Raw genomic sequence first — 16,345 nt, 5'->3', positions numbered from 1 at the left:
CGATCACCGTCGGCGGAGGCGGCGGACGCGGGTCTCCGCCGGGTCGAAGGCGACCCGGCGCAGCGGGCCCGTCAGCAGCAGCACCACCGCCATCGCCGACAGCGCCGCCAGGACCATGGCGGCCACGAACTGGGCCGCGCCCGACGTCGCCGTCGCCAGCACCGCGTACCCGGCCAGGACCAGTGCCGACGGTGCCAGGAAGCCCGTCAGCACCGGCACCAGCGGCACCCGGTCACCGTCGGGGCGGCGGGCGGACACCACCGCCGCCCCGGCGCAGGTGACCGCGGCGACCAGCAAGCAGCCGCCGACGGTGTCGCTCAACCGGTGCCAGCCCAGTGCCACGGCCGCGGCCGAGACCCAGGCGACGCCGACACTGCCCGCCACCATGGCCGGCAGCCGGAACCTGCGGGGCAGGACGATCGCGAGCGCCACGAGCACGGCCATCGCCGCGCTGACGTGCCCGCTCGGGAAGCTGTTGTGGCTCGCCACGCCGAGGCCGTCGCCGGTGTTCGGGCGCTCCAGGACGTACAGCTTGAGCAGCTGCGCGACCACCAGCGGCGCGGCCAGCAGCACCAGCGCCTGCACCCCGAGGGCCAGCCGCCTGCGCACCACCGAGATCGCCACGATCAGGACCGCCACGCCGCCGAGCAGGACCACCAGGTCGGCCTGCCGCAGCGGGTCCGCCCAGTCCACCGTGGTTCCCGCGGACTGGGCGCTGCGGACGACGCCGTTCTCGACGCCGCGGCCGGCCTCCGTGCGGACGAAGAGCAGGTAGGCCGCGACGAACGCGAGGGCGAACCCGGCCGCGCCCGCCGCCAGGACGGCTGTGCGGGACACGGCCCGGGTCACGAGCGCGGGGCCGGCCGGGCGGGTCGCGGAAGGTGCGTCGGTGAGGATCACTGCCATGTCCCCGAGTCTGGAACGCGCTTTTCGAGATCCCGTCAGCGTGATGTCATGGTTTTGCTACAAGATCCGCCCGGGTCGCCATGACGTGCGCTTTTCCGAATAATGGCGCCGTGGCCGAGGTACTGGTGGTGGAAGACGACGCGGCGGTGCGGGAAGGACTGCAACTGGCCCTGCGCCGGCAGGGACACGTGGTGCGCACCGCGGAATCGGGCGAGCTCGGCATCGAGGTGCTCGTGCAGCACCGGCCCGACATCGTCGTGCTCGACCTGATGCTCCCCGGCATGGACGGCTTCGAGACCTGCCGCCGGATGCGGGCGTCCGGCCCGGTCCCGATCATCATGCTCACCGCGCGCAGCGACGACTTCGACGTCGTGGCCGGCCTCGAAGCGGGCGCGGACGACTACGTCGCGAAGCCCGTCGAGCCGCGCGTGCTGGACGCGCGGATCCGGGCGGTCCTGCGCCGGACGGTCACCGACCGGCCGGGCGCGCCGGCCACCGCCGGGGAACGCCACGGCGACCTGGTGATCGACCGGGCCGCGCTCGAGGTCACCAAGCACGGCGAAACGGTGTCGCTGACCCCGACCGAGCTGAAGCTGCTGCTGGAGCTCTCGCGCACGCCCGGGCAGGTGTACAGCCGCCAGCAGATCCTGTCCGCCGTGTGGGACCACGACTACCTCGGCGACTCCCGGCTCGTCGACGCGTGCGTGCAGCGGCTGCGCGCGAAGATCGAGGACGTCCCGGCGAAGCCGGAGTACGTGCAGACGGTCCGCGGGTTCGGCTACCGGTTCGGCCGGTCGTGACGGCACCGCGGCCGTGGTCGTGGCTCGCCGGGCTGCGGCCGCGGCTGGTCGCCGCCTTCGCGGTCATCATGATCCTCGGCGCCACCACCGCGGCCGGCGCGAGCTACGTCTTCGCGCGCCGGGCCATCCTGGGCGGCGTCCAGGACCAGACCATGCTGAAGCTGCGCGAGCAGATCGTGACGTACCTGCCCACCCTGTCGCTGCCACCGTCGCAGGCCTCGCTCGACGCCTTCGCGGCGACGCTCGAGTCCAGCAACGCGCTCGTCGTCTACCGCGACCTGCACGCGACGTCGGGCCTGTCGATCGACGACGTGCCGGCCGACCTGCGCCAGGCCGTGGCCACCAGCACCAACATCCAGTTCCAGCGCGTCGACGTCAGCGGCTCCCCGCTCTTCTTCGTCGGCGTCCCGGTGCAGACCGGCAGCGGGCGGCCGAGCGGCCTCGAGGTCTACGCGATGACCCGGCTGACCGACCAGCAGGAAGCAATCGACGAGCTGGCCCGCTACGCCTTCCTGTTCTCCGCGCTCGCGCTGCCGTTCGCGGTGGGGGTCGCGCTGCTCGCGGCCCGGCAGGTGCTGCGGCCGGTGCGCGCGTTGAACACCGCGGCGAGCCAGCTCGGCCGCGGACGGCTGGACGTGCGGTTGCGCGCGAAGGGGTCCGACGAGCTCGCGCAGCTGGTCACGACGTTCAACCAGACCGCCGCGGAGCTGGAGCGCACGGTGGGCACCCTGCGCGCGATGGAAGCCGACGCGCGGCGGTTCGTCGCCGACGTCTCCCACGAGCTGCGCACCCCGCTGGCGGCGATGAACGCGGTCACCGACGTCCTCGACGAGGACGCCGAGCAGCTGCCGCCGGACACCGCGGTCGCGGCCCGGCTGGTGTCGGCCGAGACGCGGCGGCTGACCCGGCTGGTGCAGGACCTGATCGAGATCTCCCGGTTCGACGCCGGGCGGGCGGAGCTGCGCCGGGAGGAGCTGGACGTCGCCACCGCGATCACCGACACCCTCGCCGCACGGGGCTGGGAACCCGGGGCCGACCTGGCCGCCGACCTGCCGCCGGGGATCACGGCGCGGCTCGACCGGCGGCGGCTCGACATCGTCGTGGCGAACCTGGTCGGCAACGCGCTGCGGCACGGCGCGCCGCCGGTCGAGGTGGTGCTGCGGGCGGACGGCGGTGACGTCGTGCTGACCGTCACCGACCACGGGCCGGGCATCCCCGCCGACGTGCTGCCGCGGGTCTTCGACCGCTTCACCAAGGCCGACACCGCCCGCGCCCGGTCCGAGGGCAGTGGCCTCGGGCTCTCCATCGCCCGGGAAAACGCGCGGCTCCACGGCGGCGACATCGTCGCGGCCAACACCGGCACCGGCGCCCGGTTCGAGCTGCGCCTGCCCCGGGAGGCGCGGTGAAGAAGCTCGCCGTCTGCGCGGTGCTGCTGCTGGTGAGCGCGTGCGGGGTCAAGCCGACGCCGGTGATCCCGGCCGGCCCGGCCCCGACGCTGCGGAGCCCGGCGACCGAGGGCCGCGGCACCGACCTGGTCCTCTACTTCGTCCTCGCCGACCGGGTGACCCCGGTGGTGCGGCCGTCCGCCGGGGTGGTGGGCGTCGAGTCCGCGCTGACGGTGCTGCTGGACGGACCGACCGCCGGTGAGCGGGCCGACGGGTACGGGACGGCGCTGCCCCGCCAGTCCGGCACGGTCACCCTGACCCCCGGTTCGCCGGCGACGATCAACGTCCCGTTCCCGCTGCGGCCGCTCACCGGCCTCGGCGTCAACCAGCTGGTGTGCACCGCGTTCGCGGCCCTGGCCACCCAGGGCACGACCGTCGTCGACAGCACCATCGCCGTCTCCGGTCCGGACCTCCGGCTGCCGTACCAGGCGTGCCAGGTGTGAGCGCCGGTGTCGACATGCCGGCTTGCCGCCTCAGCCGGGGTAGGGCCGTGCCGCCCGGGCCTCGGTCAGCGCCCGCGCCCACCAGCCCAGCTGGTCGAGCATCGCCTTCGCCGCGACGTCCGAGCCGGCGTCGGCCGGCACGCCGTCGTCCCCGAACCGCGCCTGGGCGCCGGGGAAGCAGACCGTCTCGCGGATGGTCACCGCGTGGAGCTCCGCGAAGACCGCCCGCAGGTGCTCGACCGCGCGCAGCCCGCCGGAAATCCCGCCGTAGGACACGAAAGCGACCGGCTTGGCCCGCCATTCGGGCCGGTGCCAGTCGATGGCGTTCTTGAGCGACGCCGGATAGCTGTGGTTGTACTCCGGGGTGACCACGACGAACGCGTCGGCGGCTTCGAGCCGCGGCGCCACCTTCGCGATTTCGGCGACGACCGCCGCCGACGGTGCGGCGCCGAACGCCGGCATGGCCAGGGGAAGGTCGGCTTCGGCGAGGTCGACGACGTCGGTTTCGAAGCCGCCGTGGCCGTCCGCGACGCCGGCCAGCCAGTCCGCCACCACCGGGCCGAACCGTCCTTCCCGGACACTTCCCACGATCACCGCTACCCGGACCGGTGTTTCCGGCACGCTTCCTCCTTGACACGTAGGCGTTCTTGCTGTCCGCATCAGGATGAGACCTCAAGTTTGCTTGAAGTCAAGTGTGCCGTTGTGATTGGGTGTGGACCATGGTGAACGCCCCCGCCCAGTCGCCTCCCGATCTGACGGTCGGCGAACTTTCCCGGCGCAGCGGAGTCCCCGCGTCGGCCCTGCGCTTCTACGAGGACGAAGGCCTCATCCACAGCCGCCGCACCGCGGGCAACCAGCGGCGCTACGGCCGGGACACGCTGCGGCGCGTGACGTTCGTCCGGATGTCCCAGCGGGTCGGCATGCCGCTGGCGAAGATCCGGGAGGTGCTGGCCCTGCTGCCCGACGACCGGACGCCGACCCGCGCCGACTGGACCCGGATCTCCCGGTGCTGGCAGGACGACCTGAACGCGCGGATCCGGCAGCTGGAACAGCTGCGCGACCAGCTGGACAACTGCATCGGCTGCGGCTGCATGTCACTGGCCCGCTGCCGGCTGGCCAACCCCGGCGACCGGCTCGGCGCCGACGGCCCGGGGCCGCGGCGCCTCGCCGACCACCGCGGGGGCGGCTACGCGGACTGACGTTCCAGCAGACCGCGGACGTACATCGCCTGCCCGGCGTGCTGGATGTCGTCGTCGAGGACGCTGATCAGGCGGACGCCCAGGGAGACCGGCGGGTCCCAGGCTTCGTCGACGATCCGATCGAGGGCCTTCTCGTCTAGCCCGGTGACGTAGCGGACGGTCTGCTCGTGCACGGCGTCGTAGTAGCCGGTGAGCAGGGCCGGCTCGTCGACGCGGACCGCCTCGACGTCGGCCGGGCGGTGGCCGTAGCCGGTGTCGCCGGCCGGGAACGGGAGGCCGAACCGGGAAAGCCAGTCCTGGCCGGTCCACACCTGCTCGGTCCCGGCCACGTCGGCGACGTGGTCGTCCTGGACCCGGGTCAGGTGCCACACCAGCCAGGCGATCGAGTTGGCCCCGTCGGCCGGCCGGGTCCCGAGCTGCGCGGCGGTGAGTCCGTCCACCGCCGCGTGCACCGTGCCCCGGACCCGGCCGAACCCGTCGACGAGCAGATCGGCCACGTTCATTCGGCTGCCTTCCGTTGCTGACAGTTCCCCGGCGTGCTACCCGATCATGCCCGCCGGCAAACGACGTCGGCTCAGCGGGGCAGGAGCTGGTCGAAGAACGAGCGGTAGCGGCGCAGCGCGATCCGCAGCTCCTCGGTGGCCGGTTCGCCCTGCTGCCACTGGGATTCCAGCTCGCTCTTGTGCTCGGCGAAGGTGGTGGCCAGCGCGCTGATCACGGCGGCGACGAGCTCGTCGGCCTGCCGGACCGCCTGCTTCGGGTCGTCGACGAAGCCGGTCTGGACGTTCTGCCAGCGGTCGCGGAACCCGGTGACCTTCTCCTCGTCGATCAGCGGCGGCGGCTCGACGTCCCCGCCCGATGCGGCCGGGGTTTCCACGTCACCGCCGGACTCCGCGGGCGTGGTGGTGTCGGTGGTGCCGGTGGTGTCGTCGGCGTCCTGCCGCCCGGCCGAGGCCAGGTCGGCGGTGCTCAGGCTCTGATCGTCGCCGGTCCGGTCCTGGCCGGGAACCTCCGTGGCGCTCTCGTCCCGATAGCCCTCGTGGACGGCCTCGCGCCCCGTCAGGTCACGCTCGTCCTCGGCGTCGTGCCGCGTCAGGTGATCGGTCATGGTCAACGTCCTCCATTCGACTCGGTCCGCCGGCTCGCGGACGCCTGGCGCTCGGTCTCGTGCCGGTCGGCGCGGTCGTGGTCGTGCCCGTTCCGGCGGTCGTGGTGATCGCGGTCGTGGTCCCGCTTCTCGTCGGCACCGTCGGTCAGCAGGTCCTCGAACACGGTGCGGTAGCGCACCATCGCGTCCCGCAGGTCCTCAGTGGACGCTCCGTCGCGCTTCTGCTGCGTGGTGTGCGCGGCGCGGTAGTGCTCGAGGGTCTTGGCGTGCCGCACGGAAAGGTCGGCCAGCTGCTGCTCGTAGCCCTCGGTCGGGTAGCCGCGTTCGGCCATCAGCGAGTTCAGCAGCCGCTCGGCGTCGCCGACCGCGGCGGCCGGCTGGTCGACGAACTTTTCCTGTACCTGCGCCCATTCCCGGGCGTAGCGCTCGCGCGCCGACGCCGAAAGCGGCCGGATGTCGAGCTCCTTGTGCCGGCGTTCGCGCTCGGCGAGCTCCCGTTGCGCGGCTCGAGGGCTGTCCTTCTCCGCGACCGTGCGGTCGTACTCGGGACCGAACCGCTGCTGCAGCCGTTTTCGCTGCATTTCCTGTGTCACCAGCCAGATCACGGCGCCGAGCACCGCGACGGCCACGACGACGATCAAGACGATCAGCCATGTGGGCATCGCTCAAACTCCTTCAAGGATGTCAAGCCCCCGCTGCGACCGGTGTTCCCGGATTACCGCGGCCGAAAACGGGCACGAGGCGCCTGACCTCGGGATTCGGCCGTCCGGCCGCGTCGATACGGCCGGATGCCTCCGCCCCGCCACGGGGAGGGTGACGACGGTGACAGCGCGGGTAGCAGCGTTACCAACGGAGTGGTATCGTCGATAACAGACCGAGAGAAAGCGGCGTTACGAAAGAAGGAACCGATGAGCACCCCTGCTGTGTCCCGTGTCGCGATCGTCACCGGCGGCTCCCGCGGAATCGGGCGCCAGGTCGCCGAGCGCCTGGCCGCCGACGGCATGGCGGTCGTCGTCAACTACGCGGGCAACGAAAAGGAGGCCGCGGCCGCCGTCGACGCCATCACCGCGCGCGGTGGCCGGGCGATCGCGGTCCGCGCCGACGTGGCCGACCCGGCCGCGGTGGCGGAGCTGTTCGACACCGCGGAGCGCACCTACGGCGGCGTGGACGTCGTCGCGCACCTGGCCGGGGTGATGAGCCCGCCGACCCCGATCGCCGACACCGACTTCGACGTCCTCGACCGCGTGCACCGCACCAACATCCGCGGCACGTTCGCCGTGGCCCAGCAGGCCGCGCGCCGGGTGCGCGACGGCGGCGCGGTGATCACCACCTCGACGTCGGTGCTCGGGCTGAACCTGCCCGGCTACGGCGTCTACAACGCGACGAAGGGCGCGGTCGAGGCGATCACCATGATCCTGGCGCGCGAGCTGCGCGGCCGCGACATCACCGTCAACACCGTCGCGCCCGGCCCGACCGCGACCGCGCTGTTCCTCGACGGCAAGGACGACGAGACCGTCGCCCGGATGGCCAAGCAGCCGCCGCTCGAACGGCTCGGCGAGCCCGAGGACATCGCCGAGGTCGTCGCGTTCCTCGCCGGCCCGGCGCGCTGGGTGAACGGCCAGGTGCTGCGCGCCAACGGCGGCATCGTCTAGTCTCGCGCGTCGCCGGCGTTCGACGTCAGGCCAAGCGCCCCAATGTGGCCTTCGGTGCGTTCAACGCACCCAATGTGGCCTTCGGTGCGTTGAACGCAACCAAGGCCACATTGGGGCGCTCGGGGCCGGCGGTGCGACGCTAACGGGTGAACCGGCTGACGATGACGTGGTCCTTCGCCGGCCCGCGCACCGCCCACTCCTGCTGCCAGCGCGCGGCGCCGGTCACGCGGTACTCGCCGCGGTAGTGGTCGGCGCGGCAGGGGTGGTCGGCCGTCCAGTGACCTGCGCGCAGGTCGAGGTCGTGGAAGAAGCCGCCGTGGTCGAAGTGGACCGACGCGCGGCCGGGGCCGGCCGGGCGGTAGTGCAGGGTCCGGGTGACCGGCCCGGTGTGGCCGCCGAGCCGCAGCTCGCCCTCCTCGTGGTAGACGAGCACGCCCCCGGCCTCGGTGAAGGTGGCGGTGCCGGTCACCTCACCCGCGGGGTCGCCGTCCGCCGTGCGGATCTCGCGGTCCAGGTGCCAGGCGCCGCCGAAATACGCGGCGAGGTCGGGAACGGGCCAGTAGTGCACCCCGCCAGTGTGGCACCCCGCGGCGGGGCGGGCCGGAACTGTCGGACCCCCGCTCTATAGTCGGGCGGGTGGCAGAGACCGACCTCGCACCCGCGTCCGAAGCGCTGGAGACCCTCCGGCGCGTGTTCGGCTACGACAGCTTCCGCGGCGACCAGGCGGCGATCGTCGAGCACGTGATCGCCGGCGGCGACGCGCTCGTGCTGATGCCCACCGGCGGCGGGAAGTCCTTGTGCTACCAGATTCCCGCCCTGGTGCGGCCCGGCGTGGGCGTCGTGGTCTCACCGCTGATCGCGCTGATGCAGGACCAGGTCGACGCGCTGCGCAACGCCGGTGTCCGCGCCGGCTTCCTCAACTCCACGCAGGACTACGCGGCGCGGCAGGAGGTGGAGACGGCGTTCCTGAACGGCGAGCTCGACCTGCTCTACCTGGCGCCGGAACGGCTTTCGGTGGAATCCACCGTGCGGCTGCTCGACCGCGGCAAGATCTCGCTGTTCGCGATCGACGAAGCGCACTGCGTCGCCCAGTGGGGCCACGACTTCCGGCCCGACTACCTCCAGCTCTCGGCGTTGCACGAGCGGTGGCCGGACGTGCCGCGGATCGCGCTGACGGCGACCGCGACCGAGGCCACGCACAAGGAGATCACCGCACGGCTGCGGCTGGACGAGGCCCGGCACTTCGTCGCCAGCTTCGACCGGCCGAACATCCAGTACCGGATCGTCGGCAAGAACTCGCCGCAGCGGCAGCTGCTGGAGCTGCTGCGCACCGAGCACGCCGGTGACGCGGGGATCGTCTACTGCCTGTCCCGGAACTCGGTGGAGAAGACCGCGGAGTTCCTGGTGCAGAACGGGATTCCGGCGGTGCCCTACCACGCGGGGCTCGACGCGCGCACGCGCGCGAAGCACCAGGCGCGGTTCCTGCGCGAGGACGGGCTGATCGTCGTCGCGACGATCGCGTTCGGGATGGGCATCGACAAACCGGACGTCCGGTTCGTCGCGCACCTCGACCTGCCGAAGTCGGTCGAGGGCTACTACCAGGAAACCGGCCGCGCGGGCCGCGACGGGCTGCCGTCGACCGCCTGGCTCGCGTACGGGCTGCAGGACGTCGTCCAGCAGCGCAAGATGATCGACACGTCCGAGGGCGACGAGGCGCACCGGCGGCGGCTGGGCACGCACCTCAACGCGATGCTCGCGCTGTGCGAGACGGTCGAGTGCCGCCGCGTGCAGATCCTCAACTACTTCGGGCAGCAGGCCGGCCCCTGCGGCAACTGCGACACGTGCCTGAACCCGCCGGAGAAGTGGGACGGCACGATCCCGGCGCAGAAACTGCTGTCGACCGTCGTGCGGCTGCGCAACGAACGGCGCCAGAAGTTCGGCGCCGGCCAGATCATCGACATCCTGCTCGGCAAGTCCACGCCCAAGGTCACGCAGTTCCAGCACGACACGCTGAAGACGTTCGGCATCGGCACCGAGCTGCGCGAGCCGGAATGGCGGGCGGTCGTCCGCCAGCTGCTCGCCCAGGGCCTGCTCGCCGTCGAAGGCGACTACGGCTCGCTGGTGCTCACCGAAACCAGCTCAGAGGTGCTGGGCGGCGACCGCCAGGTGCTGCTGCGCCGCGAGCCCGAGCGGGCCGCCGCCGCGAAGGTCCGCAGCACCCGGAAGGCCGCCGCGGCCGTGGACATGCCCGCGGAGGCGGCCCCGCTCTTCGAACGCCTGCGCGCGTGGCGGGCCGGCGTCGCGAAGGAGCAGGGCGTGCCCGCCTACGTCGTCTTCCACGACGCGACCCTGCGCCAGATCGCCACGCAACGACCGTCGTCGCTGGCGGATCTGGGCACGGTCAGCGGCGTCGGCGAGAACAAGCTCGCCAAGTACGGCGAGGGACTCCTGGAGATCCTGACCGCGGAGTGACCTACCGGCCGGTCGGCTGCCCCGGGTGGCCGGGCTGCCCGGTCACGGAGTTGACCTTGCGGACCGCGCCGGCGATCTGCTGGTGGTACTTGCCCTTGGTCTTGTCGTCGACGAACTTCGCGGCCTTCCCGACGGCCTGGTTCACCTTTTGGGGGTTCTTCTTCGCGTAGGCACGAGCCGCGCCGGCAGCGCCGGCCAGCATGGTCAGCTTCTTCATCAGAGGCACGGTGGCCCTCCTTCGTCGGTTGCGGTCATCCTGACAACGCGGACGAACCACCCGAAGGTTCCCTGTGTGACGTGGGCCAAAACCTGGGCCGGTCCCGGCCGGCCCCGGAAAATGCCGCGCGGCGGGCCAGCAGGCGGCCCTAGGCTCGCGATCATGCGCGACCTGGCCGCCCTGCCGAAGGCCCACCTGCACGTCCACCTGGAGAGCACGATCCGCCCGGCCACGCTCCGTGAGCTGGGCGCGGCGAACGGCGTCGACGTCCCGGGCGAGCCTCCGGTGTTCGACGGCTTCCGCGCCTTCGCCGACTACAACGCGCTGATCCGGTCCTGCCTCCGGCGTCCGGAAGACTTCGAACGCATCGCGCGCGAGTACTGCGAGGACGAAGCCGCCCAGGGCACGCGCTACGCCGAAGTCACCTTCACCGCGGCCTCGCACGGGGAACGGCTGGGCGACCTCGAAATGCCGCTGGCTTCCGTCCTCGACGGACTGTCGACGAGCACCGACCTCGAGTGGCGCCTGCTGCTCGATCACTCCCGGCGCCGGTCGGTCGAGCGGGCCGAGCGCACCCTCGACCTCGCGCTGAAGTACGACGAAGTCTTCGCGATCGGCATGGCGGGCGAGGAAAACCACTCGCTGCGGCCGTTCGCGACGCTCTTCGAGAAGGCCCACGCGGCCGGGATCCGGCTGCTGCACCACACCGGCGAGGACGCCGGCCCGGACAGCATCCGTGAGGCCCTCGAAGTCGGCCGGACCGAACGGCTCGGCCACGGCATCCGCGTCCTCGACGACCCCGCGCTCGTCGCCGAGGTCCGCGACCGCGGCCTGGCACTGGAGGTGTGCCCGTCGTCGAACGTGACGCTGGGCCTGGTGCCGTCGCTGCCCGAGCACCCGCTCCCCCGGCTGCTCGACGCCGGGTTGACGGTCACGCTCAACACCGACGTCCCGTCGGTCACCGGCGCCGCGCTGGCCGAGGAGTACGCGCGGGTGCGGGAAGCTTTCGGCTACGACGACACGACGATGGCGGACTTCGCCCGCGCGAGCGTCACGGCGTCCTTCGCCCCCGAAGCGACCAAGGCGAAGATCCTGCGCGACATCGACGCCTGGCTCACACCGGCAGCAGGCGGGTGACCAGCCTGCCGAGCTGGTGCACCGTGCGGCACTCGTGCATCTCGACGACGCCGGCGTACTCCAGCGCCGCCGAGTCCCCCGTGGACCACAGCGACCGCCGCTCCGGGTTGAGCCAGTAGACGTGCCGCGCCCGGGCCTTGATCGCGCGGACCGCGTCGAGGTTCGGGTCGCCGCCGTTGGTGCGGGCGTCGCCGAGGATCAGCACCGACGTCCGCGGGCCGACCGCCTCGAGCCAGTTCTCGGTGAACTGGCGCAGCGAGCCGCCGTAGTCGCTGTGGCCGTCCCAGCGCACCAGCGCCGCTTCGGACAGCATGCGCGCGCCCAGGTGCTCGGGGTCGGCCGCGCCGGTGGTGACCAGGTGGGTGACCTCGTCGGCGCTGTCGACGAAGGCGAACACGCGGATCTTGCCGAACTGGTCGCGCAGCGCCTGCACCAGCAGCATGGTGAAGTTCGCGAACCCCGCCACCGAGCCGGAAAGATCGCACAGCAGCACGATTTCCGGCCGTCCGGGCCGCCGGTGGCGGTAGGCGGGCCGCAGCGGTACACCACCGGTCGAGAGGGACCGCCGCAGCGTCCGGCGCAGGTCGATCTGCCCGCGCGTGGTCCGCTTGCGGCGCGCGGCCAGCCGCGTCGCCAGCTTGCGGGACAGCGGCTGGATCGTGCGCCGCAGCTCGGCGAGCTGGGCGCGGCTCGCGATCAGGAAGTCGACGCGGTCGGGCGACGGCGCGATGGCGTGCTTGGCGACGCGCTCGCGGCCGCGGACCTCGGCCGCGCGGCGCCGCGCCTCGGCGCGGACCTGCCCGCGGAAGCCCTCGACGCGGCGACGGATCTCGTCGCGGTCGAACCGGTCGGTGAACTCGCCGCGCGCGCCACCGCCGCGGACCGCGGCCAGCACCCGCGCGATGAGCGTCTGCGGCTGGAGCCGCTCCAGGGTCTGGTGGGCGGAGAAACTTCCACTTCCCAAGCCGGACGCCGAGCCGTACTGGCCCAGCATGTCGACGGCCAGCCCGGCCAGCTGGGAGAGGGCCTGCCGGTCGCCGTCGGCGAGAGCGGCGGCCAGCTCTTCCCGCAGCTCTCCCAGGGTCGACGGCTCTTCGCGGGCCCGTTCCGGCGCGCCGACCCCGGCCGGGAAGTAGAGGTCGAACGCGGCGTCGAAGACCGCGCGCTGCCCGCCGCGGCGGACCAGGGCCGCGGCGAGCCCCTCGCGGACCAGCGCCCGGTCGTCGAGGCCGAGCACCTCCAGCGCCGCGGCGGCGTCGACCGTCTCCGCGGGGCCGGCCGGGATGCCTTGCGCCCGCAGTGCCTTGACGAAGGCCGCGAGCCGCTCCGGCACGCCGCCGGTCACGACGCGTCCAGGACCTGTTCGAGCTGCAGCCCGGCGGTGGCCTTGGCGATGTCGTCCTGGTGCTTGAGCACGACGCCGAGGCTTTCGCGCACCACCGTTTCGTCGAGCGTGGCCGCGCCGAGCGCGAGCAGCGTGCGGGCCCAGTCGATGGTCTCCGCGACCGACGGCAGCTTGCGCAGGTCCATGGCGCGCAGCGCGGCGATCACCCGGACGACGGAATCGGCGAGGGCGGCGTCGATCCCGGGGACCTTGAGCCGGACGATGTCGCGTTCGAGGTCGGAGTCCGGGAAGTCGATGTGCAGGAACAGGCACCGGCGGCGCAGTGCCTCGGACAGCTCGCGGGTCGCGTTGGAGGTCAGCACGGCGAACGGCGCGCGCGTGGCGGTGATCGTGCCGAGCTCGGGCACGGTGACCTGGAAGTCGCCGAGCACCTCCAGCAGCAGGCCCTCGACCTCCATGTCGGCCTTGTCGGTCTCGTCGATCAGCAGCACGGTCGGCTCGTCGGAAGAGATCGCCGTCAGCAGCGGGCGGCGCAGCAGGAACTCCTCGCCGAAGATGTCGGTGCGGGCCTGCTCCCACGTCTCGTCGCGGCCGGCGGTGATCCGCAGCAGCTGCTTCGCATGGTTCCACTCGTACAGCGCGCGGGCTTCGTCGATGCCCTCGTAGCACTGCAGGCGCACCAGCCGCGAGCCGCTGACCCGGGCAACGGCCTTGGCGAGCTCGGTCTTCCCGACACCGGCCGGGCCCTCGACCAGCAGCGGCTTGCCGAGCCGGTCGGCGAGGAACACGGTCGTCGCGACCGCCGTCGACGCCAGGTAGCCGGCGTCGGCCAGCTTCGCCGACACGTCGTCGACCGAGGTGAAGAATCCGGTGCCCACCACTGACCTCCTAAGCGGTCGCTCACCCGGAGCGTACCCGAAGAGCGGGCTAGCATCGGCCGCGTGACCTACGTTGCGGCATCCGGCCGATACGACTCGATCCCCTACCGGCGCTGCGGGCGTTCCGGGCTGAAGCTGCCGGCGATCTCGCTCGGGCTGTGGCACAACTTCGGCCACGACCGGCCGCTGGAAACCCAGCGCGCCATCACTCGCCGCGCGTTCGACCTGGGCATCACCCACTTCGACCTGGCCAACAACTACGGCCCGCCCTACGGCTCGGCGGAGGAGAACTTCGGTCGCCTGCTGGCCACGGACTTCAGGCCCTACCGCGACGAGCTGCTGATCTCCACCAAGGCCGGCTACGACATGTGGCCCGGCCCGTACGGCGAGTGGGGCTCCCGCAAATACCTGCTGTCCTCACTGGACCAATCGCTCGGCAGGCTCGGCCTGGACTACGTCGACATCTTCTATTCGCACCGCTTCGACCCCGAGACGCCCCTGGAAGAGACGGTCGGCGCGCTCGACGCGGCGGTCCGCGCCGGGAAGGCGCTGTACGTCGGGATCTCGTCCTACAGCTCGGAGCGCACGGCGGAGGCGGCCCGGCTGCTGCGGGAGCTCGGCACGCCGCTGCTGATCCACCAGCCGTCGTACTCGATGCTCAACCGCTGGATCGAGGCCGACGGCCTGCTCGACACGCTGGCGGAGGCGGACGCCGGCTGCATCGCGTTCTCGCCGCTGGCGCAGGGCCTGCTGACGGACAGGTACCTGCACGGCGTCCCGGCGGATTCGCGGGCCGCCCAGGGCAAGTCCCTCGACCCGGACACCCTCGACGAGAACCGGCTGGCCCGTGTCCGCGCGCTGAACGACATCGCGAGCCGCCGCGGTCAGTCGCTGGCGCAGCTGGCCCTGGCCTGGGCCCTGCGCGACGACCGGGTGACGTCGGTGCTGATCGGGGCGAGCAGCGTGCGGCAGCTGGAAGACAACATGGGTGCGCTGGGCAACCTCGAGTTCGCCGCCGAGGAGCTGGCCGAGATCGACGAGCACGCGACCGACGCGGACATCAATCTTTGGCAGCGGTCGTCGGACGCTTGAGCCGCCCGTGGGCCTCCGCCGACAGGTCCTGCCACTCGTCCCAGGTCGCGAGCCGGTCCGCGTAGGCCTGCTGGATCATCGGGTAGAAGCCCTGGCCGAAGAGCACGCGCAGGGGCGGGTTGGGCGCGTCGACGACCTTGAACAGGGCCTGGGCGGCGGCGGCCGGGTCGCCGGCCGGCTGCTTGCCCGCGACCTCCGCGAGGCGGCGGCGCAGTCCGTCGTACACCGGGTTGGCCTCGGCGACGTGGCCGTTGGCGAGGGGGTCCGGGTTCTTGCCCTCGCGCGTGGCGAACCCGCCCGGCTCGACGATCGTCACCTTGACGCCGAAGCCGGCCACCTCCTTGGCCAGGGTTTCGCCCAGCGCTTCGATCGCCCACCGGGACGCCTGGTACGCCCCGCCGAGCGGCATGGCGATCAGCCCAGCGGCCGATGACAGCTGGATGATGTGGCCGGCGCGCTGCTCGCGCAGGTACGGCAGCGCGGCCTGGATGACCCACACCGGGCCGAACACGTTGGTCTCCAGCTGGGCGCGCAGCTCGGCCTCGGTCAGCTCCTCGATGGCGCCGATCTGCGCGTAGCCGGCGTTGTTCACGACGACGTCCAGCCGCCCGAAGTGCTCGGCGGCCCGCTTCACCGTCTCGAAGACGGCCGCCTTGTCGGTCACGTCCATCTCCAGCGGGAGCACGGCGTCGCCGAAAGCTTCGACGAGCTCGTCGAAGCTCTCGGTGGAGCGCGCGGTCGCGGCGACCCGGTCGCCGCGGCCGAGGGCGGCCTCGACGAAGCGGCGGCCCAGGCCGCGCGACGAACCCGTGACGAACCAGACCTTGCCCATGTGTTTCCCCGTTCTGCGTGTGGCATCCGACCGACCACCAGACACCGGCGGCCGGACGCCCGTGACAGCAGACCGGAGTGACGCCGGTCACCACGACGAACATTTGACCAGATTTCTTATTTGGTCATACGATGGCATCATGCCTCCGGCCGAAGACCGCGCCGAACGCGCCGAGCGGATCCTCGACGCGGCCGCCGACCTGCTGCTGCGTGCCGGCTACCGGCGGACGACGATCGAGGACGTCGCCGAGCTCGCCGACGTCGGCAAGGGCACCGTCTACCTGCACTGGAAGAACCGCGAGGAGCTGTTCCTGGCCGTGCTGCTGCGGGAGTCGGTGCGAGTCCTCGAAGACCTCGTCCGCACCCTCGAAGCCGACCCGCTCGCCGCCCGGCTCTCACGGCTCACCGAGATCCAGTACGCCAACGTGCTGAAGCGCCCGCTGCTGCGGGCCGGGTACACCGACGACACCGAAACGCTCGGCAAGCTGCTGCCGAAGCTGCACGGCAGGCTCGACCCGCGGCACGCGGAAGCCTTCGTCGAGTACTGGGAACTGCTGACGGCCAACGACCTGCTCCGCACCGGCCGGCCGGTCCGCGAGCTCGTCGTGGCCTACCAGGCCGTGCTCCAGGGCTTCCTCGGCCACACGCCCCCGCCCGAGCCGGCCCTGCTCGCCGACACGATCGCGCACGCCTTCGAGCCGCTCGCCGTGCCACCGAAGCAGCTGCGCGCCGTGGCACCCCGGGCGCTGGCGCTGTTCACCGAAGCCGTCGCGCTCGACCGCAAACAGCTCGAACGCGCGTACTGACCACCGGGAGGTCC

The 16,345-nt window shown here is 72.3% G+C and carries 19 protein-coding genes; 9 read left to right on the top strand and 10 right to left on the bottom strand.

The window, feature by feature from the left end; genetic code table 11:
• Positions 1-3: 3 nt before the first annotated feature.
• The gene (locus I4Q55_RS33310; protein ID WP_206793591.1) at positions 4-906 is read right to left on the bottom strand and encodes a phosphatase PAP2 family protein; all 903 of its coding nucleotides are present in this window, start codon (positions 904-906) and stop codon (positions 4-6) included.
• 110 nt (positions 907-1,016) lie between these two features.
• Between I4Q55_RS33310 and I4Q55_RS33305 the strand changes: the two genes are divergently transcribed.
• The 3 genes from I4Q55_RS33305 to I4Q55_RS33295 are packed head-to-tail and all read left to right on the top strand — an operon-like array spanning position 1,017 to position 3,594.
• A complete protein-coding gene (locus tag I4Q55_RS33305) occupies positions 1,017-1,706 on the top strand; it encodes a response regulator transcription factor (RefSeq protein WP_206793589.1) in 690 nt (229 codons plus the stop codon).
• Complete coding sequence (locus I4Q55_RS33300) at positions 1,703-3,112, top strand: HAMP domain-containing sensor histidine kinase (RefSeq protein WP_206793587.1); 1,410 nt, start codon at positions 1,703-1,705, stop codon at positions 3,110-3,112. Before I4Q55_RS33305 ends, I4Q55_RS33300 begins: the two co-directional genes overlap by 4 nt.
• Positions 3,109-3,594: a hypothetical protein gene (locus I4Q55_RS33295; protein ID WP_206793585.1), complete on the top strand. Its 486-nt coding sequence runs from the start codon at positions 3,109-3,111 to the stop codon at positions 3,592-3,594. Before I4Q55_RS33300 ends, I4Q55_RS33295 begins: the two co-directional genes overlap by 4 nt.
• A 30-nt stretch (positions 3,595-3,624) precedes the next feature.
• Here the strand turns inward: I4Q55_RS33295 and I4Q55_RS33290 are convergent, their stop codons facing one another.
• On the bottom strand, positions 3,625-4,215 hold the full coding sequence (locus I4Q55_RS33290; protein ID WP_206793583.1) for an NADPH-dependent FMN reductase: 591 nt from the start codon (positions 4,213-4,215) through the stop codon (positions 3,625-3,627).
• A 98-nt stretch (positions 4,216-4,313) separates the two neighbouring features.
• Between I4Q55_RS33290 and soxR the strand changes: the two genes are divergently transcribed.
• Positions 4,314-4,793 (top strand): redox-sensitive transcriptional activator SoxR, encoded by a 480-nt coding sequence (soxR, locus tag I4Q55_RS33285; protein WP_206793581.1) that lies wholly within the window; start codon positions 4,314-4,316, stop codon positions 4,791-4,793.
• On the opposite strand, the gene I4Q55_RS33280 is transcribed toward soxR, so the two are convergent.
• From I4Q55_RS33280 to I4Q55_RS33270, 3 genes are all read right to left on the bottom strand, one after another.
• Positions 4,781-5,296 (bottom strand): DUF664 domain-containing protein, encoded by a 516-nt coding sequence (locus I4Q55_RS33280; protein ID WP_206793580.1) that lies wholly within the window; start codon positions 5,294-5,296, stop codon positions 4,781-4,783. The two genes, soxR and I4Q55_RS33280, sit on opposite strands and share 13 nt — an antisense overlap.
• A gap of 71 nt (positions 5,297-5,367) precedes the next feature.
• On the bottom strand, positions 5,368-5,901 hold the full coding sequence (locus tag I4Q55_RS33275; RefSeq protein ID WP_206793577.1) for a hypothetical protein: 534 nt from the start codon (positions 5,899-5,901) through the stop codon (positions 5,368-5,370).
• A 2-nt stretch (positions 5,902-5,903) separates the two neighbouring features.
• Positions 5,904-6,563 (bottom strand): hypothetical protein, encoded by a 660-nt coding sequence (locus I4Q55_RS33270; protein ID WP_206793575.1) that lies wholly within the window; start codon positions 6,561-6,563, stop codon positions 5,904-5,906.
• A gap of 246 nt (positions 6,564-6,809) precedes the next feature.
• Between I4Q55_RS33270 and I4Q55_RS33265 the strand changes: the two genes are divergently transcribed.
• Positions 6,810-7,553, top strand: coding sequence for an SDR family oxidoreductase (locus I4Q55_RS33265; RefSeq protein WP_206793573.1), 744 nt, complete (start codon positions 6,810-6,812; stop codon positions 7,551-7,553).
• Positions 7,554-7,692: 139 nt separating this feature from the next.
• On the opposite strand, the gene I4Q55_RS33260 is transcribed toward I4Q55_RS33265, so the two are convergent.
• Positions 7,693-8,121, bottom strand: a complete 429-nt coding sequence (locus I4Q55_RS33260) for a DUF6314 family protein (protein ID WP_206793571.1) — start codon at positions 8,119-8,121, stop codon at positions 7,693-7,695.
• Between the two features lie 68 nt (positions 8,122-8,189).
• On the opposite strand from I4Q55_RS33260, the gene recQ reads away from it, so the two are divergent.
• Positions 8,190-10,025, top strand: coding sequence for a DNA helicase RecQ (gene recQ / locus I4Q55_RS33255; RefSeq protein ID WP_206793568.1), 1,836 nt, complete (start codon positions 8,190-8,192; stop codon positions 10,023-10,025).
• Between the two features lies 1 nt (position 10,026).
• Here recQ and I4Q55_RS33250 read toward each other — a convergent pair whose 3' ends face one another.
• The gene (locus I4Q55_RS33250; protein ID WP_242547241.1) at positions 10,027-10,242 is read right to left on the bottom strand and encodes an antitoxin; all 216 of its coding nucleotides are present in this window, start codon (positions 10,240-10,242) and stop codon (positions 10,027-10,029) included.
• A gap of 162 nt (positions 10,243-10,404) precedes the next feature.
• On the opposite strand from I4Q55_RS33250, the gene add reads away from it, so the two are divergent.
• Positions 10,405-11,379, top strand: a complete 975-nt coding sequence (add, locus tag I4Q55_RS33245) for an adenosine deaminase (RefSeq protein ID WP_206793563.1) — start codon at positions 10,405-10,407, stop codon at positions 11,377-11,379.
• Here the strand turns inward: add and I4Q55_RS33240 are convergent.
• Positions 11,357-12,724, bottom strand: a complete 1,368-nt coding sequence (locus tag I4Q55_RS33240; protein WP_206793562.1) for a VWA domain-containing protein — start codon at positions 12,722-12,724, stop codon at positions 11,357-11,359. The two genes, add and I4Q55_RS33240, sit on opposite strands and share 23 nt — an antisense overlap.
• Positions 12,721-13,602 carry a MoxR family ATPase gene (locus I4Q55_RS33235; protein WP_206793560.1) on the bottom strand — a complete coding sequence of 294 codons (882 nt, stop codon included), beginning with the start codon at positions 13,600-13,602 and terminating at the stop codon, positions 12,721-12,723. Before I4Q55_RS33235 ends, I4Q55_RS33240 begins: the two co-directional genes overlap by 4 nt.
• Positions 13,603-13,665: 63 nt before the next feature.
• Between I4Q55_RS33235 and mgrA the strand changes: the two genes are divergently transcribed.
• A complete protein-coding gene (mgrA, locus tag I4Q55_RS33230) occupies positions 13,666-14,694 on the top strand; it encodes an L-glyceraldehyde 3-phosphate reductase (RefSeq protein WP_206793558.1) in 1,029 nt (342 codons plus the stop codon).
• Here the strand turns inward: mgrA and I4Q55_RS33225 are convergent.
• On the bottom strand, positions 14,663-15,526 hold the full coding sequence (locus I4Q55_RS33225) for an SDR family NAD(P)-dependent oxidoreductase (RefSeq protein WP_206793556.1): 864 nt from the start codon (positions 15,524-15,526) through the stop codon (positions 14,663-14,665). The genes mgrA and I4Q55_RS33225 overlap by 32 nt on opposite strands.
• A gap of 139 nt (positions 15,527-15,665) precedes the next feature.
• On the opposite strand from I4Q55_RS33225, the gene I4Q55_RS33220 reads away from it, so the two are divergent.
• Positions 15,666-16,331 carry a TetR/AcrR family transcriptional regulator gene (locus I4Q55_RS33220; protein WP_206793553.1) on the top strand — a complete coding sequence of 222 codons (666 nt, stop codon included), beginning with the start codon at positions 15,666-15,668 and terminating at the stop codon, positions 16,329-16,331.
• The last annotated feature ends 14 nt before the right edge of the window (positions 16,332-16,345 follow it).

The sequence above is a fragment of the Amycolatopsis sp. MtRt-6 genome (assembly GCF_017308975.1).
In the GTDB taxonomy this organism is placed as follows: Bacteria; Actinomycetota; Actinomycetes; order Mycobacteriales; family Pseudonocardiaceae; genus Amycolatopsis.
This window is presented reverse-complemented; position numbering and strand designations above follow the sequence as displayed.

Coding starts and splice junctions, on each gene's coding strand:
- I4Q55_RS33310 (WP_206793591.1), bottom strand. CDS start 906: ATGGCAGTGATCCTCACCGACGCACCTTCCGCGACCCGCCCGGCCGGC.
- soxR (WP_206793581.1), top strand. CDS start 4,314: ATGGTGAACGCCCCCGCCCAGTCGCCTCCCGATCTGACGGTCGGCGAA.
- I4Q55_RS33280 (WP_206793580.1), bottom strand. CDS start 5,296: ATGAACGTGGCCGATCTGCTCGTCGACGGGTTCGGCCGGGTCCGGGGC.
- I4Q55_RS33275 (WP_206793577.1), bottom strand. CDS start 5,901: ATGACCGATCACCTGACGCGGCACGACGCCGAGGACGAGCGTGACCTG.
- I4Q55_RS33270 (WP_206793575.1), bottom strand. CDS start 6,563: ATGCCCACATGGCTGATCGTCTTGATCGTCGTCGTGGCCGTCGCGGTG.
- I4Q55_RS33265 (WP_206793573.1), top strand. CDS start 6,810: ATGAGCACCCCTGCTGTGTCCCGTGTCGCGATCGTCACCGGCGGCTCC.
- I4Q55_RS33250 (WP_242547241.1), bottom strand. CDS start 10,242: ATGAAGAAGCTGACCATGCTGGCCGGCGCTGCCGGCGCGGCTCGTGCC.
- add (WP_206793563.1), top strand. CDS start 10,405: ATGCGCGACCTGGCCGCCCTGCCGAAGGCCCACCTGCACGTCCACCTG.
- I4Q55_RS33225 (WP_206793556.1), bottom strand. CDS start 15,526: ATGGGCAAGGTCTGGTTCGTCACGGGTTCGTCGCGCGGCCTGGGCCGC.
- I4Q55_RS33220 (WP_206793553.1), top strand. CDS start 15,666: ATGCCTCCGGCCGAAGACCGCGCCGAACGCGCCGAGCGGATCCTCGAC.